We start from the raw sequence: 22000 nt of genomic DNA, 5'->3' as shown, positions 1-22000 counted from the left end.
AAATAAATTAGATAATAGATTTGCAATATCAATCAGCGTCGTAATAAATATCATAATTTTTCTGATAGTTATGACACTCTAGTCTGGAGAGGCAACGCATACGTTATATCTCAATCCGAGTTCGATGTGTATGACTTTCTTGAAATTTTCTCCGCCAGATAACGATCTATTCAAGCCGTTCGTGCCTGGCATCGCGCACAGGACAACGGGTGAGATCCTCACACATCCAGAATATGAACGAGTCCGTTCATTGTATATCACGAAAATTAATGCAAATAATTCGGCAGACAAATTCCCCGGAGGCTGGTCTGCAGCAGCTTATCGCTACACGGCGGTTTGTGTTATTGTAAAAGTCTACGCTGGTTTTGAACCCGAAGATCGCTCGACATGGCCTACGCTGGCGAAAGTCAAAGAGACAGCCAATGCTTTCGGACAATCTAGCCAACGTCAACTCGACGATGTCGTGCGCCGTCTAGTCATAACGAACCACATTACGCTTGAATGCCCAGCAGCTGATCGCCGCCTACGCTTCCTGCGTCCCACGGAAAAGCTCCTCGCGTGGGATCGGGAACAGCTATGCGCCTACTACGACATCTTGCAGCTCCTTTACCCGGACGCAGACTACAACATTGCCATCAAGCGCGATCCAGTCTTTCATCTCGCTCATCGCCGGTGCGCGCCCAAAATCATGACGCCGATCATCAAAAATTTTCTGCAGCAAAACCATCATTTTTTGCCGTTTCTCCATATGAATCACGGCGCAAATGTTATGAGAAATCTGATTCTAGCTGCATCTATGAGCCCGGACAATCAAGTTAGGGAGGCCGATTTTATCGAGTCAGCGATGAAAGTAGGTGTTTCTAGATCTCACGTGCGCAATATAATTGTTTTGGCTGGTAATAAAAAGTTGGTCGAACGAGCTGGCGGGAGACAAAAATTTCTTAATATAACCTCACTAGGAATAAAGACGATCGATCGTTTTATCTCAGATACGCTTTCCTCTCATGATCTGAGCTTTAATCTGGCAAAAAACTGGTTGAAGGGAAGAATTACGTGAAATCAGTGCCAAACGCTAGAGGATGGCGACAGCTGACATCAATTTGACGGTTTCGCGTTCGCTTGCAGCGTCGGAACGAGTTCGATGAGAGTCGGGATCTGATTGACCCACACGTGGTGATCCGGGCCAGAGGTAAATGCAGGGTCCGGCGGGGTTCCTCTCAGCACTGGCCGCCGAACAAGCAGGTGACGGATTGGCCTACTCATCCGCAGCCCGATCAACTTGGCCGCGAGGTCGCAAACACCCCAGGCACAGATCCCGCCCGGGGTATCCCCATAAGGTATTATCGGTTCATCAATCGTGGTCTGGTTAAGCCCACCACAACTCACGGGGTGGCGCGATCGAGATCGCGCTTCCGCTTTGACGGGGCAGTTCAGGACGTCAAGCACGGACAGTGAGGCTCTCCGAAACTCAAGGAAAATCTTGATGGATGCGGATTGCGACTGTTGCACGGAGATCGGCGCGCCGCGTTTCGGGCGACGGCATCTTCTGCTTCGGACCGCCGGCTTGCTCGCCGCTTCCGTTCTACCCTGCGGGGTCGTCCAGGCTGCATCGTCGAGGGTCGAGACCTCTCTGTCGCCTGCCGACGCGCTCGGATTGATGAAGGTGGGCAACGAGAATTTCCGAAACGAAGCCACTGCCCTGGCGGTGAACGGGCGTCAGCGGCGTCTTGAGCTCGCCCGCGGTCAGGCGCCGTTCTGCGTCCTGGTCGGTTGCTCCGACAGTCGGGTCTCCCCGGAGATCCTGTTCGGGCGCGGGCTCGGCGAATTGTTCATCGTCCGGAACGCCGGCAACACGGTCGATATCTCGGCCCTGGGCAGTATCGAGTATGCCGTCGGCGTCCTTGGAGTGCCCCTCGTCGTCGTGCTCGGGCATGAGTCCTGCGGCGCCGTCGCGGCGGCGATCGACGTCGTGGAGAAGAACGCGAGCTTCCCCGGCGTCATCGGCGAGATGGTACAGCCCATCGTGCCGGCGGTGCTGGAGGCACGCGGCCAGGGGGGCGACCTTCTAGAGGCGTCCGTGCGGACCAATGCCCGCCGTGTCGCCAAAAGACTCACGAGCCAGAGCCCGGTCATTAAGGACGCGCTGACCGCCGGTAAGGTGAAGGTCGTGTCGGCGCATTACGGGCTCGCTGACGGCCATGTCGAGTGGATGCAGGAGATATGAACTTCAGCCCCGTGCGCGTCGGTATCGACTGGCCGCGGGCCGATATCCTGCACGGGGGCTAACAGCCAGCCTCAAATTTTCGTGCAACGATGTCGCATTGATCATGATGTTTCGCGATGTCGAGAATGGATAACCAATCCATAACGACTGGTGCGGCATTAACCCTGTATTGGCCTCATCGGTTAGGCAGCGCGTTGATGTCGTTCAACCGTCGGTTGCTGAACTTCGGGGTCGTCCAGCCCTGAACAAGCTGCGGATGGGTGGTGCCTCTCGCGTCCGGCCGATGCGGTGAAGGACCAATCCAGACCCGGTCGCCTGGCCGGGCCAGCCGGACACCGTCTCATTTCCCGGGGTCTCATTCCGCGACATGACAGCCGCCGCCCGCCGCCCGGCCTCGCCCACTGAGGCGGAGGCACCGTTCCCGCCCCAGGAGGAGGCGGCACGACCGCCGCTGTTCAGACCCCAGGCCCTCGCCCGGCTCGCCACCCCGCAAGCCCTCGACGAGCGCTTGCAGGTCGTCTCGGGCGCAGCTGCGATCGTGCTCGTCGCCTGCCTCGCGCTCGCCGGGCTGACGCTCGCCTGGACCATCTGGGGAGCAGTGCGCGTCACCGTCACCGGCCAGGGCGTCCTCCTGCGCGAGGGAGGCAGCTTCGTCGAGGTCCACGCCCCCAAGGTCGGCTGGGTCGATGAGATCGCCGCCGTGGGCGACAGGCTCAGCACGGGCGCTCTGATCGCCCGCCTACGCGCACCCGAGGAGCGCGGCCGGGTCGGCGATCTGCAGACCCGGCTCGACCAGCTCACCGCCCGCCGCCGGGAGATCGTCGCCCGCCAGGCCGACCGGACCCGCGCGGAGATCCAGCTCGCCGAGCTCAAGCGTCGCGGCTTCGCCGAAACCCAGCAGCTCAACGCCCAGCGCGCTCAGGAGCTGGAACAGCTCCTCGAAGCCCGCGAGGGTCTGCGCTTGGCCGGCAACAGCACCGCCGACCGCGTCCTCGACGCGCGTGAGCGCCTCCTGGCCGCCCGCGAGGCGACCGTGCGGGCGCGGACAGAACTCGGCTCGATCGACACCACCCTGCTCGCCCTGCGGACCAGCCAAGCCCAGGAACTGGAGAGCCTCGACCGCGAGCAGCATGACCTGGAGGGTCAACTCCACCAAGCCAAGCTCGCTCTCAGCCTCGCGACCGACGTCCGCGCCACCGAGCCCGGCCAGGTCGTGATGATCCAGGCGACCCGCAACGCGCTCGTCAACGCCGGGCAGCCGCTGATCACCTACGAGACCGGTGCCGATCGCCTGGAGGCCCTGGTCTACCTGCCGCCGGAGGCCGGCAAGCAGGTTCGGCCCGGCATGAGTGCCCGGGTATCGCTCGCGAACGCCAAGCGCGAGGAGTACGGCTCGCTGGTCGGCACCGTGCGACAGGTGTCGCCGGTTCCGCAGACCCAGCGGGAGATCGCCAACCGGCTCGGCAACCCAGAGCTGTCACGCAAGTTCGCCGGCGACGGCGCGCCAATCGCAATCGCCGTATCGCTCGACCGTCGCGCGGAGGGCGTTGGCTATCTCTGGACATCGCGCCGCGGCGAGGGCTTGCAGCTCGACAGCGGCACGACGGTCGCCGGCGCGATCACGGTCCGGTCGGCCGCGCCGATCTCCTTCGCGATCCCGGCGCTGCGGCGCTGGACCGGCCTGTGAGGCCGGCATGAGTGCGCCCTCACAATCCCGCCCTGCCGCCCGCCGCCGCCGGGTCCCGACCATCCTGCAGATGGAGGCGACCGAGTGCGGCGCCGCCTGCCTCGCGATGGTGCTCGCCTATCACGGCGCCTGGGTGACGCTGCCGGAGCTGCGTGCCGCCTGCGGCGTCTCCCGAGACGGCAGCCGCGCCAGCAACATGCTGCGCGCGGCCCGGAGTTATGGACTGGAGGCTGCCGGCTGGCGGGTCGAGCCCGGCCAGCTCGGGGCCTACCCGATGCCGGCGATTGCGTTCTGGGACTTCAACCACTTCGTCGTGGTCGAGGGCGCTGCGCGCGGTCGCGTCCACATCAACGACCCGGCTGCCGGCCCGCTCAGCATCAGCGCCGAGGAGTTCGACGAGCGCTTCACGGGCGTTTTGCTCACGGCAGTCCCCGGCGCGGGCTTCCAGCGGCAGGGGGCGCCGCCGCGCACGTGGCGCAGCCTGCTCGGCCGCCTGACGCGCTCGAAGGGCGCGATCGGCGTCCTCGCCCTTGCCGGCCTGACCGCGATGGTCCCGGCCCTGGCGGTGGCTACCGCGGCGAAGATCTTCGTCGACCAGATCCTTCTCGACAACCTGCAGGACTGGCTGCGCCCGCTCCTGCTCGGCCTCGCCCTGGCGATGTTCGCCCAGGGCGCGCTGTCCTGGCTGCAGAGCTACGTCTTGGCCCGGCTGCACTGGGCGCTGTCCCTGCGGATCGGCCTCGACGTGTTCGGGCACCTGCTGCGCCTGCCGGCCGAGTTCTTCGCTCAGCGCCACACCGCCGACATCGCGATGCGGGTCGGGACCGCCGAGCACCTGTGCCGCGCCATGGCCGACCTCATCCCGGCGGTCCTGGTCAACGGCGTCGCCGCCCTCGTCTACGGCGGGCTGATGTTGCTGTTCGACCCGGTGCTCGCCGGTATCGGCATCGCGCTGGCGCTCCTCGGCCTGCTCCTGGTCCGGGTCTCGACGCGCCTGCGCACGGATGCTGCCAGACGCCTGCGCCGGGAGGCGGCGATGGTCTCCAGCATCGCGCTCAGCGGCCTGCAGTCGATCGAGACCCTGAAGGCCTCCGGGCTGGAGGACGGGTTCTTCAGCCGCTGGTACGGTGCCCAGACCAAGCTGCTCAACGCCCATCAGCGCATCGACCTCGCCCTCGCGCGCGTTGGCCTCCTGCCCGCGCTCCTGTCCGGCGTCGCCGCCCCGGCGATCCTGACGGTCGCGGGCCTGCGGATCATGGACGGCGCCATGACCATCGGCGACCTCGTCGCCTTCCAGACCCTGCTCGCCGGCTTCCTCGGCCCGGTCCACGGGCTCCTGGCCGTCGCGACGCGGCTCCAGGACATGACGAGCGACCTCGAACGCCTGGACGACGTGCTGCGCTACCCGACCGACCCCCTTCTCGTAGCCTCACTTGAGCAGGGGGACGAGGCCGCGGTAGCCGCAGGGTCCGACCCCGGCCGGCTGCGCGGCGGCGTGCGGCTGTCGCAGGTGCAGTTCGGCTACAGCCGCCTGGAGGCGCCGCTGATCGACGGGTTCGAGCTCGATCTGCAGCCCGGGCAGCGGGTCGCGCTGGTCGGGCCGTCGGGCTGTGGCAAATCGACGATCGCCCGCCTCGTCGCCGGCCTGTACCGCCCCTGGGCCGGGACGGTCGCGTTCGACGGCCTTCCCGCCGGGGCGATCGCGCACGACCGGCTCGCTGCCGCTCTGGCGCTGGTCGATCAGCGCGTCGTGCTGTTCCAGGGCAGCGTCCGCGAGAACCTGAGCCTGTGGGACCCGACCATCGCCGAGGCCGACTTGGTCGCGGCGGCGCGGGACGCCTGCATCCACGACGTGATCATGGCCCGACCCGGCGGCTACGACGCGCCAGTCGCCGAGGGCGGCGCGAACTTCTCAGGCGGGCAGGCCCAGCGCCTGGAGCTCGCCCGCGCGCTCGCCCGCCGCCCGGCCGTGCTGATCCTCGACGAGGCGACCTCGGCCCTCGACGCCACCACCGAGGCGCAGGTGCTGGCCAACCTGCGCCGCCGCGGCTGCACCACGATCCTGGTCGCCCACCGGCTCAGCACCATCCGGGACGTCGACGAGATCCTGGTGCTCGACCGAGGCCAGGTCGTCGAGCGCGGGCCGCACCACCGGCTCAGCGGCGTGCCCGGCCTGTACAGGGACCTGATCCGTGCGGCTTGAGATCCACGCTCCGCCCGCCGGCCCGGCCACATCCGACGAGGTGGTTCTCGACGGCACCCCGGTCGCGCTCCTCGACGAGGACCGGATCCTAATCGTCCTCGCTGGGCGCGGGGAGCTGCGCCTGACCCGGCCCGGCGTCGCCGGGCTGGCGCCGCCGCTGTTCCCGGTCGAGGCCGGGCAAAGCGTGTTCCCGTTCCCGTTCGCGGGCGCGCTGCGGCTCGTGTTCCATTCGGAACCCGACACCCGCATCCGCTGGGCGGACCGCCGCGCTGCCGAGATCGAGGCGACCCGTTCCCCCGAGGCCGCTGTGGCCTGGACCGTGGCGATCCACGCGTGGCTCGGCCTGCTCGGCCGGTTCGTGCCGGAGCTGAACGCGGCACCGACCAGCGCGGAAGCGTGGCTCGTCTCCGCGGGCGACGACCGGCTCGCGCGCCTGTTCGAGGCGACCCAGCGCTCCGCCGCACAGGTCTTCGTCGCGGCCCTGGCCGATCTGGAACGGACCCACGCGGCGCGGATCCATCAGCGTCGCGACGCCGATCACGCCGCGATCGACGCCGTGCTCGCCGAAATCACCCACAGCGATGGCCCCTCGGTCGCTCCCTCAATCGCTCCCTCGACCAGCCTGGCCGAAGCATTCGCGGCGGTCGCTGCCGCGCTCGGCGTACGCCGGCCCGAGGCCGCACCACTGACGCCGTCGGAGGATCCGACCACGGCGCTCGATGATCTCGCTCGGCACTGGGGGCTGCGACTGCGCCCCGTGCGCCTGGAGCAGGGCTGGTGGCGCACCGGGGGCGAGCCCATGCTGGCGTTCGGAGCCGATGATCGCCGGCCGGTGGCGCTGCTGCCTGCGCGAGCCGGGTTCACGGTGCGGCTGCCGGATGGCGCGCGCCGCAGGCTGAGCGGCGACATGGCCGCAAGCCTCGAACCGCGCGCGTTCCAGCTCATCCAGGGGTTCGGGCTGGGGCGCCTCGGCATCACCGTCCCCCTGCGGTCGATCATGCGTGGGCTCGGCGGCAAGATCGGCGCGGTGTTCGCCTACAGCACCCTGCCGGCCCTGGCCGGCCTCGTCACCCCCTACGCATCGAGCCTGCTTCTCGGCGACATCATCCCGTCCGGCATGCGGCCCGAGCTGTTCGCCATGACCGCCGCCCTGACGGCTGCGGCGTTCGGCGCGGTGGCGTTCGAGTGGGCGCGCGCGCGCGCGGTCGCGCGCCTCGCCACCTTGGTCAATGCCCGGGCCGAAGCCGCGCTGTGGGACCGCCTGCTGCGGCTGCCAGCCGGCTTCTTCCGCACCTACACGGTCGGCGACCTCGCCCTGCGGGCCGACGCGGTCAACCAGATGCGCGAGGTGATGAGCGGCGCCACGGTCGGGGCGCTACTCGGCGCCGTGTTCGGGGCGCTCAACCTCGTGCTGATGCTGGTGGTGAGTTGGAAGCTGACCCTGGTGGTGGTGGCGCTGCTCGCCGTCGAGATCGCCGTGATGCTCGCCGCGAGCCTCGTGCAACTTCACCTGCAGCGGCGGATGCAGACGCTGGCCGGCGCGCAGGGCGGCCTGTCGGTCCAGCTGATCGACGGCATCGACAAGCTGCGCGTGGCCGGCGCCGAAGTCCGGGCGTTCACCCGCTGGGCGGCCGGGTTCGGCCGGATCCGCTGGACCGAGCGGCGCGCGCGCCAGTGGCAAGGATCGTCGACCAGCTTCCTCGTCGCCTGGGCGGTGCTGGGCACGATCGCGATCGACGCAGCGGTCGGCTTCGGCTGGGCGCGCCTGGATCTCGGCGGGTTCGTAGCGTTCACCGCTGCGGCCGGGCAGTTCGGGGCGGCGGTCCTGTCGATCGCCGGGCTGGTCCCGGCGCTGCTCGCCCTGATCCCGCTCTACGACCGGGCCAAGCCGATCCTGGAAGCCGAACCCGAGACCGGTGGCGGAGGCGCCGATCCCGGCCGCTTGAGCGGGGCGATCGACGTCCAGTCGGTGACGTTCCGGTATGCGGCGGGTGGACCGGCGATCCTGGACCGGCTGTCGCTGCGGATCGAGCCGGGCGAGTTCGTCGCGATCGTCGGCCCATCCGGCTCGGGCAAGTCGACCCTGTTGCGGCTGCTCCTCGGCTTCGAGCGGCCGGAGATCGGTGGGGTGTTCCTCGACGGCCGCGATCTCGCCGGCCTCGACAAGGCGCGCGTGCGGCGTCAGATCGGCACGGTGCTGCAGAACGGTCGGCTGTTCGGCGGCTCGATCCTGGAGAACGTCGCTGCCGGGGCGCCGCTCACGCCGGATGAGGCGATGGCGGCGCTGAAGCGCGCGGGCCTGGAGGCGGATCTGGGTGCCATGCCGATGGGTCTGCACACGGCGATCGCCGAGGGCGGCGGTGGCCTATCCGGGGGGCAGCGCCAGAGGCTGATGATCGCCCGGGCCCTGGCGCGGCAGCCTCGGATCCTGCTGTTCGACGAGGCGACGAGCGCGCTGGACAACCGGACGCAGGCGCTGGTGTCGGAGTCTCTAGGGCGGATGAGCGTGACCCGAATCGCGGTGGCGCACCGGTTGAGTACGGTTCAGGATGCGGACCGGATCGTGGTGATGCAGGACGGGGCGATCGTCGAGACTGGCAGCTACGACGAGCTGATGCGGCGGCGAGGCGCGTTCTTCCGACTGGCCGAGCGTCAGCTGCATTGATGACTCCCATCAATTGACCCTGACCCGGCAAACTGATCCGCGCTGAGTGCAGTTTTTCGGACATCCTGAACTCTGAAGGAGGGTGGATGCCATGCCTCGCAAGTGCTTCACGAACGAATAGATCGCCTTTGCCTTGCGGCAGGCGGAGAACGGCGCGACGGTGGATGAGATCTGCCGGGAGATGGGCGTGTCCGAGCCGACGTTTTACCGCTGGAAGAAGCAGTTCGTCGGCATGGGCGTGCTAGAGATCCGGCCGGACGGACCCTCACAATCAGCGACGAACAATGAAGGGACCCGATAGGGTCCCTTCATTGTTCAGGCTGTCTGCGGCCCGTAGCCTGGTTTTACTCTACCAAATCGGCCTGGAATTTGTCCGTCTTTCACACTTGTGGAGTAAATTTAAAACATTTTGCGCTAAGAAGACTTTCTAAGCCTATCAATTTCTTGCACGTGCCAATCTCTCCATATATGCACTTGAGACGTGGCTCTCCAATCCGGCCGATAATATATTTGATACATTAAAGGAAGGGCTATTTTTGTCATTTCAGCTCTCATTTCCACATGTTTAACGTCTTTTTCAAGTAATTCTAAGGTCGCTAGGTGCTTATCAATCAGCTCCTTGCTCCCTCCGCAAATATAATGAAGAAATTCATCAGAAAGCCGATTGCCGACCGCTGGAATGTATCCGCTATCAGTGTAAGACATCAATGAGCTTTCCTTAACGACACAAGCAAGCTTCTGCGTCGTGGCAAAGTAATCTCGTGAGGTGGTAGTCCTCGCGTATATCGTAGGATACATTTTCTGTTCTGGCCGCTGGGTGCAAAATCTGCGACGATCTCGACCATGTGTCTTTATGTTTTCTGAAATGATTAGATTGTTGCTTAACAAACTCACAGCGATGCCATAACATCTCTGCCATCAGTGGTGATGGCCCATCGAATTACTAACTACAGGCGCATGCTAGCCTGCGTTTCTGGCCTTCCTCGCAGATCACCTCTGCTACTGTGATCACAAGGATGATTGTTTAGTGTAAATATCGACAACATTTACAGTATCTGCAGGTAGAATATAAATATTATAATTATATATATAGAAATATTTGAAGCTGCAGCCGAGTTTTATATGTATCCTGGCTGCGGCCTCCATCAGATTGCCTATGCGGCTATGATGCCGTCGAGCGGTCGAGATCCACGTGGGGATCCCAAATCAGGCTTCAGCACCCTGCTGAGACCATTGCGATCCCGACCACCTAAAGCACCCCTCACCTAAAGCGAAGACTCCCAGACTTAGTTGCCCAATAATCATTGGCCATTTTGGTAATCTCATAGGTCATGCCGTTAAAATAAGCAGCCCCACGTTGTTTGTTCTGGGCGTAAATGTGCATTCCTTGTTCCCAAATAAACCTATGTCCGTAACCGATGCCTGTTTCTTTTTCGGCATTATCTAAGATATGCATGCTGTATGCCAAGTCGTGATTGATATTGTGGTCAAGTCCGTCAATTATATATTTTTTCCAGTATTTGTTATTGAAGTCAACCGTGCCACCCACAATGTCAATAAGATCGATTTCCAGGATTTTGTCTTTGTGGTACATCTTGTCCTCGGCTCTATAAAGGTCAATTTATACACAATTTATCCAAAAGGGGATGCCGACAGCGAAGACCATCTTGAAAGCCATGATCGCGCTCCGGAGCGCCGGCCGCCGCAGCAGCAGAAGGTCCTGCTCGTGAAAGATGCTCGGATCCGCACTCAATACGATCCGGCGCCTCTGTGGAGACGGCCGAGCTGGGTTATGGGTTGATCGGGATCCCCGGCCAGTCATGTGCGATTACGTCCACATTCGCCAAGGCAGAAGCCCTGGAGGCGGAGCTTCCAGGGCTTCGTGGACCTCGCGGCCAGATTGATCGGGCTGGGGATGCGAAGGCCAACCGGTCAGCTGCTCGTTCGGCGCTCAGCGGGGAAAGGAGGACCAACACCTCGCCCCGCCAATCGCCCCGCCCGGCACAACGAGCGGGAGCAGCGCGCCCGGATCTCAGTACGAGCCGAACTTGTAGTTCAGGCCAGCGCGGACGACGGCGAACTCGGTGTTGGCGGCGGCGCCGTTGAGGTAGGCGACGCCGCGCGGCGGCAGCAGGTTCGGGATGAAGACGCCGCTGGCAGTGTTCTTCTGGCGGTCGAGGTTCACGTACAGGCCTTCGACCTTCAGGGTGACGGCCGAGGAGCGGAAGAAGTTTAGGAAGGAGTCGGTGGGCAGGGCGTACTCGATGCCGCCGCCGACCGCGTAGCCGTTGCGGAAGCTGCTGCGGAAGTTGCGGCCAGCGAAGTTCTGGTCGTCCTGGCCGGAGCCGTAGGCGTAGCCGCCGGTGCCGTACACGAGGGTGCGGTCGAAGGCGTAGCCGAGGCGGCCGCGGGCAGTGCCGAAGTAATCCAGGCCGTTGCCGCTGGTCGCCACGTAGGCGCGCGGCGCCGAGAAGGCGAAGCCCGGGGTGCCGGTCAGCCCATAGTTGAGCGTGCCGTTGGCGCGGCGGGCGAAGTCGACGTACTGGGCGTCGGCCTCGAAACCGACCACGATGCCCGAGCCCGGGGTCAGCTGCCAGTTGTAGCCGATCTGGGCGCCGCCCGAGAAGCCATTGTTGCTGCTGCGGTTGTTGACGCTGACCACCGCGTTGGTGTCGGGCGAGTTCGCCAGCGTGCCGCCGCGCAGGGCGTAGTTGGTGGTGTTGCGGCTGTTGGCGTCGAAGCCGTAGCCGGCGTTCACGCCGACGTAGAAGCCGGTCCAGGTGAACACCGGCACCGGCGTGAACACCGGCGGCGGAACACGACGCGGCAGGTCGGCAGCGGAAGCCGCGGCGGTGAGGGCAGTGAAGGCGGCCAGAGAGGCCAGAATCTTGGTCATGTCTGCGCAGTTTCCGTTGGTGCCATTGAGTGGCGATGACTTATCAGGCGCGCTTCATTGACGATGTAACGCACCGGCAACACTTTGCATGTCTTCAGGGATTGAATTACATAGAGTTACCAACTCCTCAACGTCCATAATCTACTCAAAGAATAAAAGTCACAAACTACATCGTCTTTGAGTTGTGCTTCGCGCGGGTCCGGGCCGGACGGCTCAGCGGCGCGCGGGCTGCGGCTCGAAGTCGAGACCGCAGCGCTTCTCGGCGGAAGCCTGCTCCAGCGCCTTCACCTCGCCTTTGAGCCGCGCGAGTTCGGCCGTCTGGTGATTGTCGCCGTCGATGAACAGGAGCGCCGGCAGGAACACCACGGCGCCGACCGTCGTGGCGACCTGATCGCCGCGGCGCTTCTCGTCCTGCGCCCCGGCAGCCTGCGCCGCGCGCACCGAGACGCGGCCGGCCTCCTCGCGGATCTGGGTGCAGGACAGGTTGCTGTACTGGATCGGCGACACGTACGTCGCGGCGACCTTGTCGGAAGAGGTCGCGCAGGCACCGCACAGGATGCCCACGACCACGGATGGAAGAACGATTTGCTTCATGACCCCGCCCCCGCACGATCGTCGTCGCGATCTTTCGCGCGACCTCGACGTCGTCTGCGTCCGCGGAGGTCCGTAAGGTCCGATCCGTGAAGCCGCTGTAGCTGGCCCTACACACCGCGGATCATACCCGTGTTTTGGGACGCAGAAGACCGATTTTGAGACAGAGCGTCCTGCCGAACACCGAGCGGACATTTGGCGACATCGCGATCGCGCGGCCGCCCATGGCGAGGGATCAGGTCGGAGGATCGGCGACACTTTGTTCACGATCACCGTACGGCCCGCACGACGCGGGCCGTCGGCGAGTCGGCAGACGCGCATCCGCGATGGCTATGTGGCCGCCCGCGCCGCCCGATCGACGGTCTTTCCGGGCTCCGGGCGGTCGCCGCCGGCGCTGGCGCGACCGTTGCACACCCGGCATCAGGTCTGCGAAGAGCCGATCGGGCACAGGCCCGGACGCGTCGCGATGGATCGCACCCGAGGGAGGATCATGACGGTTCAGTCCGCGCGGATACGGGCGACAGAGTCCAGGCGCCGTCCATGAAGGCGGCGGACGAGGGCGATCGCGTGGGCGCGATCTGCCAGGCCCTGCGACGGGCCATCGTGGAACGGGCGCTCGCCCCCGGAGACCGCCTGCCGGAGGATGCCCTGGGCGAGCGCTTCGGGGTCAGCCGCACCATCGCGCGGCAAGCCCTGCTGCGGCTGGCCGGGGAAGGCTTGGTCGACCTGCGCCGCAACCGCATCGCCGTCGTGGCGACGCCGAGCTGGGAGGAGGCGCGCGACACCTTCGACGTGCGCCTCGGCCTGGAGCGGCTCGTGGTGCGCCGCCTCGCCGGACAGCTCAGCCCGGAGCAGCGCCAGGTTCTGCTGGACCAGATCGCCCGCGAGGAGGCCGCCCGGGGCGGGCCCGAGGCGCTGTCGATCCGCCTCGCCACCGAGTTCCACCTGATGCTCGCCGAGATGACCGGCAGCGCCGTGCTGACCCGCTACGTCGCCGAACTCGGCTATCGCTGCGCCCTGATCCTGTCCCTCTACAGCCGGCCGCACTCCTCGGACTGCGCCGTGAGCGAGCACCGCGACATCGTCGCCGCCCTGGTCGCGGGCGATGCCGAGCGCGCCGCCACGCTCATGGACCACCACCTCGACGCCGTCGCCGAGCGGGCGCGCATCGTGCCGCCGACCCCGCGCGAGCGCGATCTCGCCCGCCTGCTGGCGCCCTACGTCGCGGGTGCCGGCCGCGGAGCCTGACCTCCCGCCTCAGGCCGTGAGGCCGTGCTTCGTCAGCAGGCGCTCGGCGCTGTCGTTCCAGACCTCCATGCCGACGATCAGGCCGTCGCGCACGGTGAAACGGTCGACGTAGCGGTTGCCCTCGAAGGGCGTGCCGTCCGGCCACGCACCGTACAGGGTGCCGAGGCTGTAGACCGTGGTGACGCCGTCGCCCGGGACCACGTCCAGCCGCTCCATCCGCTTCTTCACCCAGGCGTAGCGGCCGGCATTGAAGGCCGTGACCTCGGACGGATGGTTGAAGACCCGGGCGCCGGTGAACACGATCCGGGTGCCCGGCGCCATGTAGCGCGCGGCCGTCTCGGGATCCGGCACCATCGAAGCTTCGAGATAGGCGGTGACGTTGGCGGCGTCGCGCGCGGTCGCGGCATCGTGGGTCACGTCGGTCATGGCAGGCCTCCTGTCGGCCCTAACGTGCCGCAAAAGCCTCTTCTGTGCATGCAGGAAGTGTATGCACTTTGATCGACGATTGAGCACAGATTGCCTTCGGTGCAGCACGCACGGTCACGTGCGGGCGGCGAAGCTTCGATTTTTCAGTGGCATGGAGGTTGCGGTCGGCTGGGCTGCCCCGCCCCTCGGAGACAGCCATGGCCTCCTTCCTGCCCCCGACCCTGCGCCGCATCGCCGTGACGACGAGCGCCCTGCTCGGCCTCGCCGTCTCGGCCGCGCAGGCGGCCGACACCGTCAAGATCGGCCTCGTGACCGCCCTGAGCGGCCAGTCCGCGAAATCCGGCGAGGCGATCTCCCGCGGGATCGGGCTCGCCATCGACGAGATCAACGCCAAGGGCGGGGTGCTCGGACGGCCCCTCGAGCTCGTGGCCCGCGACGACGAGGCCAACCCGTCCAAGGGCGTGCTGGCGACCCGCGAGCTGATCCAGCGGATCGGCGTCGTCGCGGTGGTCGGCGGCCTCGACACGCCGGTCTCGATGGCGATCGTGCCGATCGCCAACCAGATGAAGGTGCCGTTCATCGGCCCGTGGGCGGCCGGGACCGGCATCACCCGCAACGGCGCCGCCGACAATTACGCCTTCCGTGTCTCCGCGGTCGACGCCCTCGTCGACGAGGCGCTGGTCGCCTACGCGGTGAAGACCTACGGGGCGAAGAAGCCCGGCATGATCCTCGTCAACAACGCCTGGGGCGAGTCGAACCAGAAGGGCCTCAAGGACGCCCTCCAGGCGGCCAACCTCCCGGCGGCCGGCATCGAGAAGTACGAGGCCAACGACGTCGACATGGTGCCCCAGCTGTCCCGGCTGAAGGAGGCCGGGGCCGACGCGCTGTTCCTCGTCGGCAATGTCGGCCCCTCGGCCCAGGTGGTGAAATCCCTCGACCGGATGGGCTGGTCGGTGCCGGTCGTCTCGCACTGGGGCCCGGCCGGCGGGCGCTTCGACGAGCTCGCCGGCCCGAGCGCCGGCAAGGTCCACTTCATCCAGACCTTCACCTTCGCGGGCAACACGTCGCCGAAGGCGGGCGCGGTGCTCGATGCGCTCAAGGCCAAGTACCCGGCGATCAAGTCGATGGCCGACGTCACCCCTGCCGTCGGCATCGCCAACGCCTACGACGCGACGCATCTGCTGGCGCTCGCCATCCAGGCCGCCGGCTCGACCGAGGGCCCGAAGGTCCGCGACGGCTTCTACAAGATCGGCACCTATCCGGGCCTGATCAAAACCTACGACAAGCCCTTCGCCCCCGGCCAGCACGACGCGCTGGGACCGAACGATTACGTGTTCACCCGCTTCAAGGACGGTGAGATCGTCGCGGTGACCAACTGAGCCCGGCGATGCTGACCTCCATCCTCGTCAGCGGCCTCGGCCTCGGCAGCATGTACGGGCTCGTGGCCCTCGGCTTCCACGTTACCTACGCGGTGTCGGGGACCGTGAACTTCGCGCAGGGCAGCGTCGTCACCCTGGGCGCGGTCCTGGCCTACGCGCTCGGCGTCACCCTCGGCTGGCCGATGCCGGCGGCGATCGTCCTGGCGCTCGCCGGCTGCGCCCTGTTCGGCCTCGTGGTCGAGCGGGCGCTGGTCCGCCCGTTCGTGGCCCGCGGCTCGGATGCGTGGCTGCTCGCGACGGTGGCGGGCGGCATCGTCCTCGACAACACCGTGCTGTTCACCTTCGGCAAGGAGCCGCGCAGCCTGCCCTCGCCGCTGGCGACCAAGCCGGTGGAGATCCTCGGGACCGGCATCTACCCGCTCCAGCTCGTGATCCCGGTCGTCGGGATCGCGCTCGCCTTCGCGATCCGCACGGTGTTCCGCCGGACCGATCTCGGGCGCGTCCTGCTCGCCGTGGCGCAGAACGCCGACGCCGCCCGGCTGATGGGGATCGACGTGCGCCGCACCGTGGCCTGCGCCTTCGCGCTCTCGGCGGTGCTGGCCGGTATCGCGGGCCTCCTGATCGCGCCGCTCTTCTCGGTCTCGGCCGAGCTCGGCACGCTGTTCGGCCTCAAGGCCTTCGCGGTGGCGATCCTCGGCGGCATCGGCTCCGCCACCGGGGTGATCCTGGCGGGGCTGCTCTACGGCCTCGTCGAGGCCGGCGTCACCGCGACCCTCGGCTCGACCTACACGCAGCTCGTGGTGTTCTCGGTGATCATCCTGGCCCTCACCCTGCGCCCCGACGGCCTGCTCGGCCGCGCCGCGGTCAACAAGGTCTGACGCGATGCACCGTCTGCGCTCGACCCCGGCGATGCAGTTCGGCATCGCCGGCCTCACCGCCGCCGCGCTCGGCCTCGTCGCGCTGACCGCCGGCTACAGCCACTTCGTGATCGCCCTCGTGGCGCTGACCACGGTGGCGGGGGTCGGCCTCAACGTGCTCCTCGGCCTGACCGGGCTGATCTCCTTCGGCCAGGCCGGCTTCTACGCGATCGGCGCCTACGCGAGCGCGATCCTGACGCTCCACGGCGTCAGCTTCTGGCTGGCGCTCCCGGCGGCGTCCCTGATCGCGGCGCTCGTCGGCGGCCTCGTGGCGGTGCCGGCGATGCGGGTGAAGGGCCCCTACCTCGCCATGCTGACGATCGCCTTCGGCCTCATCGTCGAGCACGGCCTGATCGAGGGCGGGGAGCTGACCGGCGGCCAGAACGGCCTCGTCGTCACCGACGCGCCGACGCTCCTCGGCGAGCCGGTGAGTGCGGCCGGGCTGGCGGTGCTGGCGGTGCTCGCCGCCGGCGCGAGCCTCGCCGGGTTCGACCTTCTCGCCCGCAGCCGCCTCGGGCGGGCGATGCGCGCCGTGCGCGACGCCGACGTCGCGGCCGCGGCTCTGGGCTTCGATCCGGTCCGGGTGAAGACCCTGGCCTTCGCGATCTCCGCCGCCCTGACCGGCCTCGCGGGGGCCGTCCTGCCGCCGCTGATGCTGTTCATCGCGCCGAGCTCGTTCCCGTTCTCGCAGTCGATCCTGTTCGTCCTGTCGGTGATCGTCGGCGGCGCCGGCACGGTGCTCGGCCCGCTCCTCGGGGCCCTCGTCACCGTGCTGCTGCCGGAGGCGCTGTCCGGCCTCGCGGAGTACCGCCTGCTGTTCTTCGGGATCGCGACCCTGGCAGTGCTCTGGCTGGTGCCGTCGGGGCTGGTCGGCAGCCTCGCCCGCCTGCTGCCCCGGGGCCGCGACAATGGGGTCGCCGAGGAGAGCGGAGAGGCGCCGCTGCCCGGCACGGCGGCGCGCGAGGCCCTCGTCCTCGATGGGATCGGCATCCGCTTCGGCGGCATCACGGCGGCGGAAGGCGTCGACCTCACCGCCCGGCCCGGCTCGGTCACCAGCGTGATCGGCCCGAACGGGGCCGGCAAGACGACCGTGCTCAACATGGTCTCGGGCTTCTACCGCCCGAGCGCCGGGGCGATCCGGCTCGGCGAACGCGATCTCGCCGGGCAGCCGGCGCATGTCGTCGCCCGCGCCGGCATCGCGCGCACCTACCAGACCACGCGGCTGTTCGGCTCGCTGACCGTGGTCGACAACGTCGCCCTCGGATTCGCACCGGGCCGGCTCTGGCGCCGCGCCAGCGCGGGGGACCGCCGGACGGCCGCGTCGCTCCTCGCCTTCGTCGGCTACCGGGGCGCCCTCGACCGCCCGGCCGCCGAGCTGCCCCATGTCGACCGGCGGCTCGTGGAGATCGCCCGGGCGCTCGCCGGCGGCCCCGCGGTGCTGCTCCTCGACGAGCCCGCCGCCGGCCTGTCGCGGGCCGACACCGACCGGCTGGCCCGGCTGATCCGCCGGATCGCCGACAGCGGCGTCGCGGTGGTGCTGGTCGAGCACGACATGCCGCTGGTGATGGGCATCTCCGACCACATCCTGGTCATGGATGCCGGACGCCCGATCGCGCGGGGCACGCCCGCCGAGATCCGGCGCGACCCGGCGGTGCTGCGCGCCTATCTCGGCGGCGCCGACACCCCGGCCCGCCCGCGGGGCGCGCCGTGGCAGGGGCCGGCGGACGCCGTCCTCTCGGTCCTCGACCTGACGGCCGGCTACGGCGCCGCGCCGGTCCTCGATGGGGTCCATCTCGACGTGCGGCCCGGCGAGACCGTCGCCCTTTTGGGCGCGAACGGCGCCGGCAAGTCCACGGCCATGCGGGCGCTGGCGGGGCTCCTGCGCCCGGTCGCGGGATCGGTCGTGTTCGACGACCGGCGCGTCGACGCGCTGCCGGCGCACCGGATCGCCCGCAGCGGGCTCGTCCTGGTGCCGGAGGGCCGACAGGTCTTCCCGGAGCTCACCGTCGTCGAGAACATCCGCCTCGGCGCCTTCGGGCGCGGGACGCCGATCGACCCGGCCGAGGTGGAGCGCCTGCTCGACCGGTTCCCGCGGCTGCGCGACCGGGCGGGGAGCCGGGCCGGCCTGCTCTCCGGCGGCGAGCAGCAGATGCTGGCCATCGCCCGCGGGTTGATGGCGCATCCGCGCATCCTTCTCCTCGACGAGCCGTCGCTGGGCCTCGCCCCGGCGATGATCAACGCCCTCTACGCCACCGTGGCCGAGCTGCGCGACGAGGGCGTCACCATCCTGATCGTCGACCAGATGGCGGCGCTGGCCCTCACGGTCGCCGATCGCGGCTACGTGCTGGAGCAGGGCCGGGTCGTCGCGCGCGGAACCGCCGCGGAGCTGTCGGCGGACAAGGGGCTGGAAGCGGCCTATCTCGGTGCGGCGTAAGGGGGGCCACGATGGACACGAATGCGGGACACGGCCGCTACGGCTACAGCGCCCTTCCCGACAGGCCGGTCTACGACTGGCCGGAGGGCAAGCGGCTGGCCGTCTATGTGGGGCTGAACCTCGAGACCTTCGCGTTCGGCGAGGGCCTCGGCGCCGAGCTGGCCCCGGGCGGCCCGCAGCCGGACGTGCTCAACTACGCGTGGCGCGACTGGGGCAACCGGGTCGGCGCCTGGCGGATCGCCGCGATGCTGGACGAACTGGCGATGCCCGCGAGCGTGCTCGTCAACAGCAACCTGTACCGGGACTGCCCCGGGCTGATCGAGGCGTTCCGGGCGCGGGGCGACGAGATCGTCGGCCACGGACGCACCAACGCCGAGCGGCAGGGCATCCTCGACGAGGCCGCCGAGCGGGCGCTGATCGCCGAGACGACGCAGGTGATCGCCGCGCGGGAGGGCCGCCCCCCGGCCGGCTGGCTCGGGCCGTGGATCTCGCAGTCGCGGGTGACGCCCGACCTGCTAGCCGAGGCCGGCTACCGCTACCTGCTCGACTGGGACCACGACGACCAGCCGACCTGGTTCAAAACCCGCGGCGGCGGCCGGATCCTGACGGTGCCCTACCCGCAGGAACTCAACGACATCCCCGCCATCGTCGCCCGCAAGGAGACGGGCCGCCAGTTCGCTGACGCGCTCGTCGACGCCTTCGACGAGATGCTGGAGCAGTCCCGGACCGCACCCCTGGTCATGGGCATCGCGCTCCATCCCTACATCGTCGGGCGGCCGCACCGGATACGGCCCCTGCGGCGGGCGCTCCGGCACATCGTCGACCGGCGCGCCGACATCTGGCTCACCACCGCGGGGGCGATCGCCGACCACATCGTGGCGCGGGAGGCCGGGCCGCGCTGACGCGGTCCGGACCCCGGGGCCGACCCGGCGAGCTCAGAGCACCTGCGACAGGAACCGGCGCGTGCGCTCGTCCCGTGCGGAAGCGAAGAAGGTCGCGGGCGGCCCGTGCTCGACGATCACGCCGCGGTCGGTGAAGTAGATATGGTCGGCGACGTCGCGGGCGAAGTTCATCTCGTGCGTGACGAGCATGCAGGTCATGCCCTCCTCGGCGAGCTCCCGGATCGTCACCAGCACCTCCTTGACCGTCTCCGGATCGAGGGCGGCGGTGACCTCGTCGAACAGCATCACGTCCGGCCGCATCGCCAGCGAGCGGGCTATGGCCACGCGCTGCTGCTGGCCGCCGGACAGCTCGCCCGGATAGGCGTTCTCCTTGCCGGCGAGCCGCACCTTGGCGAGCAGCGCCCGCGCCCGGGCCTCGACCTCGCGCCTGTCCTGCCCGAGGACGTGGATGGGGGCCATCATCACGTTCTGAAGCGCGGTCTTGTGCGGGAACAGGTTGTACTGCTGGAACACCATGCCGACCTTGCGGCGCAGCGCCAGCTTGTCGAGCCGGGGATCGGTGACGTCGATCCCCTCGACCTCGATCGAGCCCGCGCTGACCGGCACCAGCGCGTTGACGCAGCGGATCAGCGTCGACTTGCCCGAGCCCGATGGGCCGATGATACAGACCACCTCGCCCTTGCGCACGTCGAAGCTGATCCCCTTCAGCACCTCGAAGGTCCCGAAGGACTTGTGCACGCCGGCGATGCGGACGATCGGCTGATCGGGGGTCCAGGTCGGGGACGGGGTGGCGGCCAGGGTCGCGCGCGTCATGGTCTCAGCGGGTCTCGAAGCGGCGTTCCAGGGCGGCGGTGAACCGGTCGATCGGGTAGCAGTAGAGGAAGAAGCACAAGAGCGCGAAGCCGTAGAGCGGCGCGAACAGCTCGGGGCGGCCGCCCTCGGCGGCGTGCACCTGCGCGGTCAGCGTCAGCATCTCGGTGACGCCGACGATGGAGGCCTGCACGGTCGCCATCGCGATGAGCGAGTAGACGTTCATCCAGGGCGGCAGCATGCGCTTCGCGCATTGGGGCAGGATGATGCGCCATAGCGTCTGCCGCCGGGTGAAGGCCAGCGACTCGGCGGCCTCCCACTGGGTGTTCGGCACCGAGCGCACCGCGCCGCGGACGATCTCGGCGACGTTGGCCATAACCGGCAGGCTGAAGCCGAAGGTCGCCTTCACCCAGTCGGGCAGCGGCACGCGGACGCCGAACACGGTGATCTGGAACGGCACCAGGAACATCACGAAGAACAGCAGCACCAGCCAGGGCACGTTGCGGAAGACCTGCGTGGCGCACCACGCGAGGCGGGGCAGGATCCGCCCCTCGGCCAGCATGGCCAGCCCGAGCCCGATGCCCGCCACGGTCCCGATCGCCATCGCCATCAGCGAGATCGCGACGTTGAAGGCGAAGCCCGTGAGCAGGAGGGGCGCCCACTTGATCACGACCTCCAGCGGCGACAGCGCGGCGGCCCCGCCCTGCGCCCAGGCCGGGACGGCGACGAGGGCGAGCGCGGTGAGCAGCCAGAGATGGGCCGGGCGCAGGCGCGCCACCGCGCGGTCCTCCGGGAGCGCGAAGGGCAGGAGGACCGGCAGGGCATTCGGCCGCCCGCCCCGCGGATCGGCCGCTTTCATCGGCCGTATCCCGGGATGCGCAGGGCGCGCTCCCAGCGGTGCATGATCCAGACGAGCACGCCGACGAGGACCGCGTAGGTCGCCAGCAGCACCAGCATCATCTCCAGCACGTTCTGCGACTCGGACCAGATCTGCTTGACCGCGTACAGGGTCTCCGGGACCGCGATGGCGTAGGCCAGTGTCGTGGTCTTCAGGAGGTTGATCAGGTTGTTGTTCAGGGCCGGCAGGCAGACGCGCAGGGCCAGCGGCAGGACGACGTACCGGTAGGCCTTGAAGCGGGTGTAGCCCAGGGCCTCGGCGGCCTCGACCGTGGTCCGCGGCACGGCCTCGATGCCCGAGCGGAAGATCTCGACGTTGAACGCGCCCGCGAACAGCGACAGCGAGATGATCGCCCACTGGACATTGTTGAGGATCGGCGCCCGCAGGCCGTCGGCCGAGCGGATGTCCGGGAGCAGCGTCCCGAGGCCGAAGTAGAAGAAGAAGATCTGCACGAGCGGCGGCGTGTTGCGGAACACCACCACGAAGCCGTTGACCAGCGCCCGCAGGACACGCGACGGCCCGCTCTGCAGGAGCGCGCCCACGGCGCCGATGACGAGGCTGGCCAGGATGGTGCTGATCCCGAGGAGCAGCGTCATCCGCAGGCCGGCCACGTAGCGGTCCCAGTCGTAGGGATCGTAGAAGACCGTGAAGTTGAAGCCCGTGGTCTCGTAGAGCTGCTGGAACCACGCCTGGATCGTGGCGATCATCGCGGGCGAACGC

General features: G+C 67.8%; 18 protein-coding genes and 1 pseudogene. 11 read left to right on the top strand and 8 right to left on the bottom strand.

Annotated features, from left to right (window positions below; all coding sequences use genetic code 11):
- The first annotated feature begins 130 nt into the window (after positions 1–130).
- From ACTJK8_RS09270 to ACTJK8_RS09245, 6 genes and pseudogenes are all read left to right on the top strand, one after another.
- The gene (locus ACTJK8_RS09270; RefSeq protein WP_440761824.1) at positions 131–1057 is read left to right on the top strand and encodes a hypothetical protein; all 927 of its coding nucleotides are present in this window, start codon (positions 131–133) and stop codon (positions 1055–1057) included.
- A gap of 426 nt (positions 1058–1483) precedes the next feature.
- Entirely contained in the window at positions 1484–2224 is a 741-nt protein-coding gene (locus tag ACTJK8_RS09265) for a carbonic anhydrase (protein WP_440761823.1), read from the top strand.
- A 367-nt stretch (positions 2225–2591) separates the two neighbouring features.
- Positions 2592–3911, top strand: a complete 1320-nt coding sequence (locus ACTJK8_RS09260) for an NHLP bacteriocin system secretion protein (RefSeq protein WP_440761822.1) — start codon at positions 2592–2594, stop codon at positions 3909–3911.
- Between the two features lie 7 nt (positions 3912–3918).
- Positions 3919–6114: an NHLP family bacteriocin export ABC transporter peptidase/permease/ATPase subunit gene (locus ACTJK8_RS09255; RefSeq protein WP_440761821.1), complete on the top strand. Its 2196-nt coding sequence runs from the start codon at positions 3919–3921 to the stop codon at positions 6112–6114.
- A complete protein-coding gene (locus ACTJK8_RS09250) occupies positions 6104–8779 on the top strand; it encodes an NHLP bacteriocin export ABC transporter permease/ATPase subunit (RefSeq protein ID WP_440761820.1) in 2676 nt (891 codons plus the stop codon). Before ACTJK8_RS09255 ends, ACTJK8_RS09250 begins: the two co-directional genes overlap by 11 nt.
- Positions 8780–8900: 121 nt before the next feature.
- Positions 8901–9032 (top strand): annotated as a pseudogene (locus tag ACTJK8_RS09245) (transposase); the annotation flags it as partial.
- A 161-nt stretch (positions 9033–9193) separates the two neighbouring features.
- On the opposite strand, the gene ACTJK8_RS09240 reads toward ACTJK8_RS09245, so the two are convergent.
- From ACTJK8_RS09240 to ACTJK8_RS09225, 4 genes are all read right to left on the bottom strand, one after another.
- The gene (locus ACTJK8_RS09240; protein WP_440761819.1) at positions 9194–9484 is read right to left on the bottom strand and encodes a hypothetical protein; all 291 of its coding nucleotides are present in this window, start codon (positions 9482–9484) and stop codon (positions 9194–9196) included.
- Positions 9485–10040: 556 nt separating this feature from the next.
- Positions 10041–10373, bottom strand: coding sequence for a hypothetical protein (locus tag ACTJK8_RS09235; protein WP_440761818.1), 333 nt, complete (start codon positions 10371–10373; stop codon positions 10041–10043).
- Positions 10374–10811: 438 nt separating this feature from the next.
- Entirely contained in the window at positions 10812–11675 is an 864-nt protein-coding gene (locus ACTJK8_RS09230; protein ID WP_440761817.1) for an outer membrane protein, read from the bottom strand.
- A gap of 213 nt (positions 11676–11888) precedes the next feature.
- Positions 11889–12269 (bottom strand): hypothetical protein, encoded by a 381-nt coding sequence (locus tag ACTJK8_RS09225; protein WP_012320242.1) that lies wholly within the window; start codon positions 12267–12269, stop codon positions 11889–11891.
- A 537-nt stretch (positions 12270–12806) separates the two neighbouring features.
- Between ACTJK8_RS09225 and ACTJK8_RS09220 the strand changes: the two genes are divergently transcribed.
- Positions 12807–13514, top strand: a complete 708-nt coding sequence (locus ACTJK8_RS09220) for a GntR family transcriptional regulator (protein ID WP_043074106.1) — start codon at positions 12807–12809, stop codon at positions 13512–13514.
- 9 nt (positions 13515–13523) lie between these two features.
- Here the strand turns inward: ACTJK8_RS09220 and ACTJK8_RS09215 are convergent, their stop codons facing one another.
- Entirely contained in the window at positions 13524–13940 is a 417-nt protein-coding gene (locus tag ACTJK8_RS09215) for a nuclear transport factor 2 family protein (protein ID WP_012320244.1), read from the bottom strand.
- A gap of 197 nt (positions 13941–14137) precedes the next feature.
- Here ACTJK8_RS09215 and ACTJK8_RS09210 point away from each other — a divergent pair, with 197 nt between their 5' ends.
- Genes ACTJK8_RS09210 through ACTJK8_RS09195 form a run of 4 tightly spaced genes read left to right on the top strand, consistent with a single transcriptional unit; the run spans position 14138 to position 19572 of the window.
- The gene (locus tag ACTJK8_RS09210; protein ID WP_440761816.1) at positions 14138–15319 is read left to right on the top strand and encodes an ABC transporter substrate-binding protein; all 1182 of its coding nucleotides are present in this window, start codon (positions 14138–14140) and stop codon (positions 15317–15319) included.
- 8 nt (positions 15320–15327) lie between these two features.
- Positions 15328–16197 carry a branched-chain amino acid ABC transporter permease gene (locus ACTJK8_RS09205; protein WP_440761815.1) on the top strand — a complete coding sequence of 290 codons (870 nt, stop codon included), beginning with the start codon at positions 15328–15330 and terminating at the stop codon, positions 16195–16197.
- Positions 16198–16201: 4 nt separating this feature from the next.
- Positions 16202–18670 (top strand): branched-chain amino acid ABC transporter ATP-binding protein/permease, encoded by a 2469-nt coding sequence (locus ACTJK8_RS09200; RefSeq protein WP_440761814.1) that lies wholly within the window; start codon positions 16202–16204, stop codon positions 18668–18670.
- Between the two features lie 11 nt (positions 18671–18681).
- Positions 18682–19572 (top strand): polysaccharide deacetylase family protein, encoded by an 891-nt coding sequence (locus tag ACTJK8_RS09195; RefSeq protein ID WP_182178329.1) that lies wholly within the window; start codon positions 18682–18684, stop codon positions 19570–19572.
- 33 nt (positions 19573–19605) lie between these two features.
- Here the strand turns inward: ACTJK8_RS09195 and ACTJK8_RS09190 are convergent, their stop codons facing one another.
- From ACTJK8_RS09190 to ACTJK8_RS09180, 3 genes are read right to left on the bottom strand one after another with little or no spacing between them, the layout of a single operon-like run.
- Positions 19606–20385 carry an amino acid ABC transporter ATP-binding protein gene (locus ACTJK8_RS09190; protein ID WP_012320249.1) on the bottom strand — a complete coding sequence of 260 codons (780 nt, stop codon included), beginning with the start codon at positions 20383–20385 and terminating at the stop codon, positions 19606–19608.
- Positions 20386–20389: 4 nt separating this feature from the next.
- Entirely contained in the window at positions 20390–21241 is an 852-nt protein-coding gene (locus ACTJK8_RS09185; RefSeq protein WP_440761813.1) for an amino acid ABC transporter permease, read from the bottom strand.
- Positions 21238–21987, bottom strand: coding sequence for an amino acid ABC transporter permease (locus tag ACTJK8_RS09180; protein ID WP_012320251.1), 750 nt, complete (start codon positions 21985–21987; stop codon positions 21238–21240). Before ACTJK8_RS09180 ends, ACTJK8_RS09185 begins: the two co-directional genes overlap by 4 nt.
- Positions 21988–22000 lie beyond the last annotated feature (13 nt).

The sequence above is a fragment of the Methylobacterium sp. 22177 genome (assembly GCF_052045615.1).
GTDB lineage: Bacteria > Pseudomonadota > Alphaproteobacteria > Rhizobiales > Beijerinckiaceae > Methylobacterium > Methylobacterium radiotolerans.
This window is presented reverse-complemented; position numbering and strand designations above follow the sequence as displayed.